This window comes from Methylorubrum sp. Q1, assembly GCF_004683995.1.
GTDB lineage: Bacteria > Pseudomonadota > Alphaproteobacteria > Rhizobiales > Beijerinckiaceae > Methylobacterium.
The window spans coordinates 149,035-161,002 of record NZ_SRHQ01000006.1 but is presented as its reverse complement, the minus strand read 5'-3'; the positions used below and the strand labels follow the sequence as shown (position 1 = coordinate 161,002).

Sequence of the window (11,968 nt, the reverse complement as noted above, 5' to 3'; positions counted from 1 at the left end):
GCCGACGTGCGCGCTCAATCCTGGCGCTGCGGGAAGCCGCCGCGGAAGGCGAAATCGGTGATCGGGCGGCGGCCGTTCGGGCGCTCCTTGCCTCTCTGCTCCTCGCTCAGCTCCGCCCAGGGCGTGGCGCGTCCGACCCCGTAGGCCGCCTCGACCCGGTGGTGCTCGGGAACGTTCAGCACGGTGAGCGCCCGCTCCCGGTCGAAGCCGCCCATGCCGTGGACGTGCCAGCCCTGACGGTTGGCCTGGAGCGCGAAGGCGAGCGAGGCAGCGCCCGCATCGAGCGAGTGGCTGGCGGACGGCTTGAACTCGTCGCCGACCTTCATCCGCTCGCTGGAGACGAGGAAGACGAGGGCGCCGGTGCCCTCGGCCCATTTCTGGTTGCCGGGCACGAGGAGGTCGAAGAACGTCTGCCATTCGGGCGTGCCGCGCAGCCCGTAGAGGAAGCGCCAGGGCTGCGAATTGTAGGAGGAGGGCGACCAGCGCGCCGCCTCGAACATCCGCAGCAACTCGGCCTCCGGCACCGCCTCCCCGGTGAAGACGCGCGGCGACCAGCGCTCGGCGAAGATCGGCTCGATGGCGTGGTCGGGCTCGCGGGTGGTGGGGCGGGAGGTCTCGTCGGTCACCGGGGGCGGTCTCCAGGCTGGCAGGACTTTGGTGCGGCGCACGGTATGGCACCGCACAAGAGCGGGCTAGAGCGCATTCCGACGAAGTGGTCACCGGTTCGCCGCAAGAATGCGCGTCAGAACGCGGACCGAGCGACGCCGGCCTGATGCAAGGGGATCGGATACGGCTCTTGGGGGCGGCATTGCCGCGCTTGTCACGGCGCGCGAAAACAAGGTGGACGACATCGGCGCGACGAGGATGCTCATGGGCGAAACCGGCACGAACCCTCTCCTGCTGCGCGAGGACCGCGACGGCGTCGCCACCCTGACGCTCAACCGGCCGGGCGCCCGCAATGCGCTCTCCTTTGCCCTGCTCGAAGCCCTGCGCGCGACCTTCGCCGAACTCGCGGGTGACGACGCAGTGCGGGCCGTGGTGCTGGCGGCGGCGGGCCCCGCCTTCTGCGCCGGCCACGACCTCAAGGAGATGACCGGCGACCGCAGCGAACCCGACCGCGGCGCGAAACGGTTCGAAACGCTGTTCGCGCTGTGCTCGGACGTGATGATGGCGATCCCCGCCCTCCCCCAGCCGGTGATCGCGGCGGTGGAGGGTGTCGCGACCGCGGCCGGGTGCCAGCTCGTGGCCTCCTGCGATCTGGCCGTGGCCGGGGCGCAGGCGCGCTTTGCTACGCCGGGCGTGCAGATCGGCCTGTTCTGCTCGACGCCGATGGTGGCGCTCTCGCGCAACCTCTCGCGCAAGGCCGCGATGCGGATGCTGCTGACCGCCGACATGGCGGATGCGGCGGAGGCCCGGCGCCTCGGCCTCGTCAACGACGTGGTGGAGGCGGGTGGCGCTCTGGCCGCCGCGCAGGCGCTCGCCGCAGGGATCGCCGCGCGCAGCCCCGACACGGTGCGGGTCGGCAAGCGGGCCTTCTACGAGCAACTGGCGATGCCGCTGACGCAAGCCTACGCCCATGCCGGCCGGGTGATGACGGAGAACATGCTGGCGCGGGCGGCGGAGGAAGGGATCGAGGCTTTTCTCAACCGGAAACTGTGCTGAACGCGACAGGGCGGGTCTGTGGCGGGGCAGCGCTGGAGTTGTTAAAATCTTTTTCTAATCTGCATTTTTATATTGCCATAGGACTAATTTCGATATTTGTCTCCATTTTATCAGTGTCGGATGATTCGTGTGTTGTCTATCGTGTGTGCCACATGAGATTTTGCACACGGCTCAATGCGATCTCGGTGACACCAGGGGTTGACGGTGGAAGAAGCGAAGCTACCGATTTTTCAAACAATCAAGGCTTCCGCAGCAGACGTTTGTCGAATTATCGTCGAGCTTCCTCTTCACTGTTTGGCAATGTTGGTCATTGCGGCCCTCAACAGTGTGATGCAGCAGGGCCTGCTCAATCGGATCGCAGAGGATGGATCAACATTCGAGATAAATTTCTATGTGATTATATGTTCATTGCCGATATTAATCGTAAGTGCTCCAATATTTGTTGCTTTTCATAGGTTTATTATCGTCGGCGATAAGATGAGCTTCTCGGATATTTGGGGTGGGAGGGCGTTGGTCATAACCTACTGCGTAGTTTCACTGTGCGTTTCAATCGTGAATTGCCTAGGGAACCTCTTGAGGGATGTTTCAGGTCATCAGCTAGATAGTCCTTATGCATGGATGAGTCTTATTGTTGGTTTAGTTTTTAGCGTATCAATTATAGTATTCACAATAAGGATATCTTTAGTATATCCTGCTATTGCCGTTGATCGAGATGATGTTAGCTTAAGGTGGTCTTTGCGGAATACAAAAGGGATGTTTTGGCGCGTTTCTGCGAATTGTATTATATCAAGTTCTATATTTCTGCCATTCGTAGTTCTGGAGAGGCTGGCTTCAGGTTTCGGCTTCGGAATTTTATCGATTACAATCCTGACTTTGGGTGTATTCTTCGGGATGCTTCTTTATCCTGCCAATCTCTCCGAAATTTATCTGTGGTACAGTAGAAAAGGATTTGTCGATCCGGACGGTTATGTTTGTAAATAAATCAAGCTGCAACGGCTTAGCTGCAGGATTTAATCATGGTGTAGCAAGCATAACAAAAATAACAAACCTATGAGAAAGGGTCTGCTGGAACTTTCGATATTTCGCGTGTCGACCATCCCGCCTGGCTTGTTTGATTGCACCCTCCCCTGCATCACACGTTCTTCTATGCCCTCTCGTCCAAGAAATCGGGTCCAAGAGATCGGGGTGACGGCGCTGCGAACCCACGGCTCTGCCATGCATTGTGTCAGGCGGAGAATCGAACGTCCGCCGGCCCCACTGCTGACACGAGATCGCGCGAACCCGCCTCATGCTCCTGCGACGCAACGCTCCCGCGCTCCCCTTGCCTGGCCCCGATGGCAAGAAACCGGACTCCAAAAAAATCGTGAGCTGGAACCTGCTGCGCCGCACCGGCGCGGCGGTGGATTGCCTCGTGGCGTTGATCGAGCAGGAGCGGCCGGACTTCCTGCTGATGCAGGAGGCGACGAAGGAGATCGCGGCGCTGACCAAGCGGGTCGGCGGGGTCTATGCCTGGGCGCAGTTGCCCGGCCGCATCCACGGTCCGGCGATGTGGAGCCCGACGCCGTGGCCCAACCCACCCGAGATCGTCACCCTGCCGCCGGGTGTGCTGATCGACCGGGTCTGCCAAGTGCTCGACACCGGCGAGTTCGGCGTCGCCAACGTGCATCTCTCGCACGGGCAGGTGTTGAACCGGCGCCAGTTGCGGCGGATCGAGAGCCATCTGCCGCCGCGCGCGGCGGTGCTGGGCGACTACAACATCGTCGGCCCGGCCCTGCTGCCGGGTTTTCGGGATGTCGGCCCCCGGCGGCCGACCCATGCCATGGTCGATGTGCTGCCGCTGCGGCTCGACCGCTGCCTCGTGCGCGGGCTCGTCTGCCACGAGCGCATGGTCCTGCCCCGCGGCCTCTCCGACCATCACCCGATCGTGGTGCACCTCTCGCCCGCGCCGGAGGGGGCCGTGTCGGTCGGCCGGCTCAGAGGTATGGCAGAAGCAGTCGGACGGCTGCGTCGCGCAGGCGTACGGGGAGCGAGCGGGCGTCGAGGTCGGCCCGGCGCAGGGGGGTCTGAAACTTCGTCGCAATGAAGGCTTCGAGCGCCCGGGCCAGCGCCACGTCGTAGACCTCCACGTTCAGCTCGAAGTTCAGGCGGAAGCTGCGCGAATCCCAGTTCGCGCTGCCGATGAAACACCATTGCCCATCGATGGTCATCGCCTTCGAGTGATCGAAGGGCGGCTCGTCGATCCAGACCCGCACGCCGCTCTTCAGGAGCGGATCGATATGGCCGTGCGTCGCCCAATCGACGAAGCGATGGTCGCTCTTGCGCGGGATGGCGATATCGACCGCGATCCCCCGCGCCGCCGCGAGGCTCAGCGCGTTCAGCACGAGTTCGTTGGGCAGGAAATAAGGGGTCGTCAGCCGGATCGACTCCTTCGCGCAGGCGATCGCCTGGAGCACCACGGTCGCGATCTTCTCGATGTCGGCGTCCGGGCCGGAGGTGACGACGCGGGCGATGACCGCGCCGACCGGCGCCAGCCGCGGCAGCCACGCCTCGCCCTCCAACTCCTCGTCGCTGACGAACAGCCAGTCGGCGATGAAGGCCTGGGTCAGGTGCTCGACCACCGGGCCCTCGATCCGGAAATGCGTGTCGCGGATCGGAAAGTCCGGCTTCTCCGAGACCCGGTTGCCGTCGGAGATGTTGACGCCGCCGGTGAAGGCGACCTGCCCATCGACGATCAGCAGCTTCTTGTGCGTGCGCAGGTTCAGGAACGGCATCCGCCAGGGCAGGACGGAGTGCATGAACAGGCCGGCCGGCACCCCGAGCCGGCGCAGATGCCGCCACGCGGCGGGGAAGAAGTAGCCGCTGCCGATGCCGTCGAGGATCACGCGCACCTCGGCGCCGCGCTCCTGCGCGGCCTTCAACGCCGCGCAGAACGCCCGGCCGGTGTCGTCATCGCGAAAGATGTAGCTCGACAGGGCGACGCTGCGGCGCGCCTCGCCGATCGCCGCCAGCATCGCCGGATAGGCCTCGTCGCCGTTGCGGAGGAGCTCGAACCGGTTGCCCGCCACCGTCGGCAGGCCGGTGACCGCCTGCACCGCCAAGTCGAGGGCGTGGTAGGATTCGGGCACGTGGGCGGAGGGCTGCGGCGTCTCGTCGATGGTCTGCGAGGGGCGCCGCTTCAGCCGGCGGGCGCGCCGCTCCACCCGGTTGATGCCGAAGGTGAGGTAGAGCAGCGTCCCGAAGACCGGCGCCAGCCATGCCAGCCCGATCCAGCCGATCGCCGCGCCCACCACCCGCTTGCGCAGCAGCACGTGGACGCTGACGCCGAATGTGAGCACGAGGCCGATGGCCGCGACGATCTCGGTGCGGAGCGAGGCCGTCGTGCCGAGCCATCGAGTGAGGACTTCTTCCACCGGTCCGCCTGCTGCGCTGTCCTGTCGAGGAACGGCGCAGGAGATAAGCCAAGCCTGGTGTGACGAACAGGCAGCCCTCCACAAATCGCCGGTGCATGCTAGAACAAAGCTCGAACGGTGGGCGGAGCGGCCGGGGCCGGCACCTGCCTCTTTTCGAAAGCCTTTACCATCTCGCCATCAGATGGTCGGTCACGATCGCAGAGCGTCAGGTTCAAACCGTCGAGCATGTCCGCGAGCGCCGCCCCCCGCGTCTTCACGATTCCCCCCGGTGCGCCGTTCCTGCCGACGCTGGCGGACGCCCTCGTTTCGGGCCGCCTCGTCGGCGCGGTCGGCGGCGATCCCTTCGCGCTCGCCTCGGTGACGCTCTACCTGCCGACGCAGCGCGCGGTGCGCGCACTCTCGACCGTGCTGGCGCAACGCCTCGGCGGAGCGGCCCTGCTGCCGCGGATGATCCCGCTGGGTGAAGCGGACGAGGCGGAACTCGACCTCTCGTCCAACACGCTGCTGGAGACGCCGGAAGACCTGCTCTACCCCTCGATCCCCGCGCTGGAGCGCCGGCTGATCCTGGCCCGGCTCGTCCAGAAATGGGCGGAGACGGTGGACCGCGAACTCCTGCCCATCGACGACGAGGTGCCGTTCCTCGTGCCCTCCTCCCCGGCCGACGCGGTGGCGCTCGCCGCCGACCTCGAAGGGCTGATGGACGCCCTCACCGTCGAGGGCCTGCCCTGGAGCGAGATCGCCGCCGCGGTGGAGGCCGAGCATTCCCGCTATTTCCGCCTCACCCTCGACTTCCTGAAGATCGCCGCCGAGCACTGGCCCGACATCCTCGCCGCCCGCTCGCTCGCCGACCCAACCGCCCGCGCCCGCCGCCTCGTGCTCGCCGAGGCCGACCGGCTCTTCCGCGAGCGGCCGGGCGATCCGGTGATCGTGGCGGGCTCCACCGGCTCGGTACCCGCCACCGCCCGGCTGATCGCGGCCGTGGCCCGCCTGCCCCGCGGCGCGGTGGTGCTGCCGGGGCTCGATCTGCACCTCGATGCGGAGGGCTGGGAGGCGATCGACGGCGCCCGCGGCCAGCACGAGGAGATCGCCCACGGCCATCCGCAGGCGATCCTTCGCGCGCTCACCGGACCGAGGGGCTTTGCCGTCGAGCGCCGTGATGTCGAGACGCTGGGGGATCTCTCGCCCGGGGCGGTGGCGCGGGAAAAGCTGCTGTCGCAGGCCCTGCGCCCGGCCGAGACCACCGATGCCTGGGCCGGGCTCGACGCGGCCGAGCGGATCACCCTTGCACGGGAGGGCATGGCGGGCCTCGCGGTGGTCGAGGCGGCGGACGAGCGCGAGGAGGCGCTGGTCGCCGCGCTCGCCCTGCGCGAGACGTTGGAAACGCCCGGCGCCACCGCGGCGCTCGTCACGCCCGACCGAGGGCTGGCGCTGCGCGTCTCGGCCGAACTCGCCCGCTGGGGCATCGCGGCCGAGGATTCGGCGGGCTTGAGTCTGGCGCGCGCGCAGGCCGGGCGCTTCGCTCGGCTGGTCGCCGAACTCGCCGCCGAGGTAGCGCCGGCCCGCGTCGTCGCGCTCCTGGCTCACCCTTTCGTGCGGCTCGGGTTGACCCGCAGCGAGGTCGTGCGCGCGGCCGCGGCCCTCGAGATCGGCGGGTTGCGCGGCCCCGCCCCGATTCCGAAGAACAGTTTCGACGGAATGCGCGCGGCGGTGGCGCTGCAACGCAACGCCACCGAGCGGGTGCCGCGCGCCAAGAAGCGCCTGAAGCCGGTCGATTGGGATCTCGCCGAAGACATCCTGGACCGGCTGGAGATCGCGCTCGATGCGTTCCGCACCGACCTGCAGCCCGAGATCGGTAACCTCGTGGCGCTTGCCGCCGGGCATCGCGAGGCCTGCGAGCGGATGATGGGCGGGGCGGAGGAGGGCGACGCAGACGAGACCGACGATCCCTCCCTCGACACGCTCGATGGCCTGTTCGACGATCTCGAATCCGCCGAGCAGGAAGAGCTGCCGGGCCGGTTTTCCGATTACGCCGCCTTCTTCACCGCGCTCGCCCGCGACCGCACCGTCGCCTGCGCGCAGCGGAACGCGCATCCGCGCCTGCGCATCCTCGGGCCGCTCGAAGCGCGCCTGCTCTCCGTCGATCGCATCGTACTGGGCGGGCTCGACGAGGCGGTCTGGCCGGTGCGCCAGACCACCGATGCCTTCCTCAACCGGCCGATGCGCGGGGACGTGGGCCTGAGCCCGCCCGAGCGGCGGATCGGACAGGCCGCCCACGACTTCGTGCAGGGCCTGGGCACCCATGACGCCGTGGTCACCCGCGCGGCCAAGCGCGAGGGCTCGCCGACCGTGCCGTCGCGCTTCCTCCAGCGCCTGCGCGCCTTCGGCGGCGATGCGGTCTGGGCCGGCGCCATCGCCCGCGGCCAGCGCCTGCGCGGGCTCGCCGCGCGGCTCGATCGCGGCCGGGAGGCGCCGCCGCCGCGCCTCAAGCGCCCCGCGCCCAAGCCCGACCCGGCTCTGTTCCCGGAGCGCCTCAGCGTCACCGAGATCGAGACGCTGGTGCGCGACCCCTACTCGATCTACGCCCGGCATATCCTGGGCTTGGAGGCGCTGGAGCCGATCGCCGTGGTGCCGGGCGCGGCCGAGCGCGGCAGCCTGATCCACAAGGTCCTCGGCGATTTTTCCGCAGCCCATCCCGGTCCATTGCCGGCGGGCGCGGAGACCCTGCTCTACGCCATCGCGCTCGACGCCTTCGGCCCGCTTCAGGACCAGTACCCGGAACTCTACGCCGAGTGGTTTCCCCGCTACGAGCGCATGGCGGTCGCCTTCCTCGAATGGGAGGCGAACCAGCGCCAGGGCTTGCGCACGATCCATGCCGAGCGCTCGGGCAAGGTGACGATTCCCCTGGGCGAGCGAACCTTCAGCCTTTCTGCCCGGGCCGACCGGATCGAGGCCCGCGCCGACGGCAGCTACTGCATCGTCGATTTCAAGACCGGCACGCCGCCGAGCAACCGCACCGTCTTTGCCGGCTTCTCGCCCCAACTCACCCTGGAGGCGGCGATGCTGATGCACGGCGCCTTCGAGGGCCTTAAGGCCGCCGCCCCGCCGGACCTCCTCTACGTCCATGCCTCGGGCGGGCGCGAGCCGTTCCGGCCGATCCCGGTCAAGCCGCCGCCCGGCGATGCGCGGGCGGTGGCGGCGGTCGTCGAGGAGCACTGGCAGCGCCTGCGCGGATTGATCGCCCGCTACATGACCGGCGAGGCGGCCTACCTGTCGCGCCCCTATCCGCAATACGAGCGCGCCTACAACGAGTACGATCACCTCGCCCGCGTGCTCGAATGGTCGCTGGGCGGCGAAGGAGAAGCCGCGTGAACGCCCCGCTGACCGGCTTCACCGTCGATGACCTGACCAAGGCGGCCCAGCGCCGGGCCGCGGACCCGCGCCTCTCGGCCTGGGTCTCGGCCAATGCGGGCGCAGGCAAGACCAAGGTGCTCACCGACCGGGTGCTGCGCCTGCTCCTCGACGGCGCGCCGCCCGGCCGCATCCTCTGCCTCACCTTCACCAAGGCGGCGGCCGCCAACATGTCGATCCGCGTGTTCCAGCGCCTCGGGCGCTGGGTGACGCTGGACGACGCGGCGCTGACCGCGGAACTCACCGATCTCACCGGCGCGCGGCCTGCCCGCGACACCCTGCGGCTGGCCCGCCGCCTGTTCGCCCGCGCCGTCGAGACGCCGGGCGGCCTCAAGATCGAGACGCTGCACGCCCTGTGCGAGCGGCTGCTGCACATGTTCCCGTTCGAGGCCAACGTGCCGGCCCGCTTCGTCGTGCTCGACGACAACCAGTCGCGCGAAGCGTTCGAGATCGAGACCGACAACGTGCTCGCCGACGCGATCCTCGGCGGCAACCAGGCGCTCTCCGATGCGCTCGCGGTGGTCGGCGCGGAAGCCTCCGGCGACACCCTGCGCGACGCGATCCGCTCGGCCATGCGGACGCGGGCCCTGTTCTCCGACCACCGTGCCCTGGAGCCGGCACTCGCCCGCCTGCCGCGCGCCCTGGCGCTGCCGGACGGCGCCAGCGTCGAGTCCATCGAGGCGGAGATTCTGAGGGGCAGCAGCCTCGGCGACTGGCGCGAGATCGCGGGCCGGCTGCGCACCGGCAAGGCGACCGACGAGAAGCTCGCCGACGGGCTCGTGGAGGCGCACGCCGCCCTCGAAGCCGGCAAGGCGCTGGCGCCCTACCGTTCGGTCTTCTTCACCGACAAGGACGAGCCGCGTGCGGCCAAATCCTTCGGCACCAAGGCGGTGCCGGAGGACTTGAAGCAGGCGCTGCTCGACGAGCAGGCGCGCCTCGTCCCTCTGTTCGACAGCCTACGCGCCGCCCGCGCGCTCGCCCGGACGCAGGGCCTGTTTCGGCTCGCCGCCGAGATCCACCGTCGGGTCGAGGCGCAGAAGACCCGGCTCGGCGCCCTCGATTTCGACGACCTGATTCACAAGACCCTCGACCTGCTCTCGCGGGTCGGCGCCTCCTGGGTCCTGTACAAGCTCGACCGCGGCGTCGATCACGTCCTCGTGGACGAGGCGCAGGACACCAACCCGCAGCAATGGGAGATCCTGCGCACGCTCACCGCCGAGTTCGCGGCGGGCGAAGGCGCGCGCGGCCTCACCCGCACCCGCTTCGCCGTGGGCGATCCGAAGCAGTCGATCTACAGCTTCCAGGGCGCCGACCCGCGGGAGTTCGAGCTGACCCGCCGCGCTTGGGGCCGGGCGGCGGAAGGGGCCGGGCACGATTTCGCCGACGTTAGCCTGCGCCTCTCGTTCCGCACCGCGAGCCATGTGCTCGCGGCGGTCGATGCGGTGTTCGGCGTGCCGGAGCACTTCGCCGGCCTCTCGTTCGATGCGGGCGCGCCGGGCACGGTCCACGCCTCCGCCCGGGCCGGCGTGCCCGGCGCGGTCGAACTCTGGGGGATCGAGGAACCGGCGGAGGCCGACGAGCCCGATGCCTGGGCCGCCCCCGTCGATGCGCCGGAACCCAACGCGCCGGCCATCGTCGTCGCCCGCCGCATCGCCCGTGCGGTGAAGACCTGGACGACGAAGGGCGATGCCTGCGGCCGGATCTGGCGGCCCGGCGACGTGCTGATCCTCGTGCGCAAGCGCTCGGCGGCGTTCGAGGAGGTGATCCGGGCGATGAAGGGCCTCGGCGTGCCGGTGGCGGGCCAGGACCGGCTCGAGGTCGCGGGCCACATTGCCGTGCTCGATCTCGTCGCGGTCGGTCGCGCCGGGCTGCTGCCCGCCGACGACCTCACCCTCGCCACCGCCCTCAAGACGCCGCTCGTTGGGCTGACCGACGACGACCTCACCCGCATCTGCGCCCGCCGCCCCTTCGCCGAGACGCTGGAGGACGCGCTGACCCGCCACGCGGAGACCGGCGACGGGGCGGCGATCCGCGGCCTCTCGGCCCTGCGGCTGTGGATCCGGCTCGCGGCGGAGAACGGCCCGTTCGGCTTCTACGCCGCGTTGCTCGGGACCCATGGGGGGCGCAGCCGGCTGGTGGCGCGGCTCGGCGGCGAGGCGGGCGATGCCATCGACGTGTTCCTGGCTCAGGCCGCCGACGCCGAGAACGGGGGCGACGCCCCCTGCCTCGACGCCTTCCTCGCCGATTACATCGTTCGGCCCGGCCGCGGCCGAAGCGGCCTCTCGGTCAAGCGCGATCTGGAATCGGGCCGCGATGAGGTGCGGGTGATGACGGTCCACGGCGCCAAGGGCCTGGAGGCCCCGGTCGTCGTCGTCATCGACGGCTGCGAGCCGCTCGGCCGCAACGACCCGCCGCTCCTCGGCCTCGACCCCCCCGCCGACGGCCCGCTGCCGCCCGTCTGGACCGGCGGGCGCATGCAGGATTGCGCGGCGACGCTGGCCGCCCGCTCCGCCCTCCAGGCGCGGGCGCGCGAGGAGCACAACCGCCTGCTCTACGTCGCCATGACCCGGGCCGCCGACCACCTCGTCATCGCGCCCTATCGCGGCGCGACGCGGGAGACGCCGGCCTCGTGGTGCGAGATGGTCCGCCTCGGCCTGGAGCGGGGGCTGGGGGCCGGCGAGGCGGTCGAGACCGAGCACGGGCCGATCACGATCTGGCGCGACGGCTCCGGCGCTTCCCTCGCCCACGCTGCGGAGGACACGGCCTTGCCGGAACCCGAGACGGTGCCGGACTGGCTCTTCTCGGCCGCCGCACCGGAGGCCGAGGCCGCGCCGCCGCTGAGTCCGTCGGGCGCGCTTGGCGCGGCGGACGGTCAGCGCCAGCCCCGGCGCCGTCTCGGTGACGCCGAGGCGCGCCGCCGCGGCGCCCTGGTCCACGCGCTCCTCGAACACCTCCCGAGGATCGAGCCGGCCCGGCGCGGGGAAGCCGCCGACCGTTTCGCCCGCGCCCGCGCACCGGCCCTGGAGGAGGGAAAGCGCAAGGATCTCGTCCGCGCGGTCCTGCGGCTGATCGAGGCGCCCGACCTCGCGCCGCTGTTCTCAGGCCAAGCGCGCGCCGAGGTTGCGCTCTCGGGGCGGATCGTCGTGGATGGGATCGAGCGCGACGTCACCGGCCGCATCGACCGGCTCGTCGTGGAGGACGGCCGGGTGATCCTCTGCGACTTCAAGACCGGCCGCCCGCCCGCGGACGACGCGCCCCTGCCGGAGCGCGAGGCGGCTCAGGTCAGCCTCTACGCGCGGCTCGCCGCCGCGATCTGGCCCCAGCATGCGATCGTGGCCCTGCTGGTCTGGACCTCGGGGCCGGTGGTGCGGCGGGTGGAGGAAGCCCTGCCGGACAATGAACGTTGCCCGATGATCAAGCGCCGGGAGAGCATCGTCCCGAAAGGTGGTTTCCGGCTTTCGGAAAAAAGATGATGCGAAAACAAGAGT

7 protein-coding genes are annotated in these 11,968 nt (G+C 69.3%); 5 read left to right on the top strand and 2 right to left on the bottom strand.

The features are described from left to right. Positions 1 to 14: 14 nt before the first annotated feature. Positions 15 to 626: a nitroreductase family protein gene (locus E4V01_RS08285; protein ID WP_060771701.1), complete on the bottom strand. Its 612-nt coding sequence runs from the start codon at positions 624 to 626 to the stop codon at positions 15 to 17. Between the two features lie 244 nt (positions 627 to 870). On the opposite strand from E4V01_RS08285, the gene E4V01_RS08280 reads away from it, so the two are divergent. The 3 genes from E4V01_RS08280 to E4V01_RS08270 all read left to right on the top strand — a co-directional run bounded on the left by E4V01_RS08280 (position 871) and on the right by E4V01_RS08270 (position 3,745). Beyond that, positions 871 to 1,662: an enoyl-CoA hydratase gene (locus E4V01_RS08280; RefSeq protein ID WP_135298024.1), complete on the top strand. Its 792-nt coding sequence runs from the start codon at positions 871 to 873 to the stop codon at positions 1,660 to 1,662. A 204-nt stretch (positions 1,663 to 1,866) separates the two neighbouring features. Next, entirely contained in the window at positions 1,867 to 2,643 is a 777-nt protein-coding gene (locus tag E4V01_RS08275; protein WP_135298023.1) for a hypothetical protein, read from the top strand. Between the two features lie 307 nt (positions 2,644 to 2,950). Then, positions 2,951 to 3,745, top strand: a complete 795-nt coding sequence (locus E4V01_RS08270) for an endonuclease/exonuclease/phosphatase family protein (protein ID WP_135298022.1) — start codon at positions 2,951 to 2,953, stop codon at positions 3,743 to 3,745. Here E4V01_RS08270 and E4V01_RS08265 read toward each other — a convergent pair. Then, positions 3,636 to 5,072 carry a phospholipase D-like domain-containing protein gene (locus E4V01_RS08265; protein ID WP_135298021.1) on the bottom strand — a complete coding sequence of 479 codons (1,437 nt, stop codon included), beginning with the start codon at positions 5,070 to 5,072 and terminating at the stop codon, positions 3,636 to 3,638. The two genes, E4V01_RS08270 and E4V01_RS08265, sit on opposite strands and share 110 nt — an antisense overlap. 225 nt (positions 5,073 to 5,297) lie before the next feature. Here E4V01_RS08265 and addB point away from each other — a divergent pair, with 225 nt between their 5' ends. Beyond that, positions 5,298 to 8,441, top strand: a complete 3,144-nt coding sequence (gene addB / locus E4V01_RS08260; protein WP_135298020.1) for a double-strand break repair protein AddB — start codon at positions 5,298 to 5,300, stop codon at positions 8,439 to 8,441. Continuing rightward, positions 8,438 to 11,953, top strand: coding sequence for a double-strand break repair helicase AddA (gene addA, locus E4V01_RS08255; protein WP_245517473.1), 3,516 nt, complete (start codon positions 8,438 to 8,440; stop codon positions 11,951 to 11,953). The genes addB and addA overlap by 4 nt, the downstream gene beginning before the upstream one ends. The last annotated feature ends 15 nt before the right edge of the window (positions 11,954 to 11,968 follow it).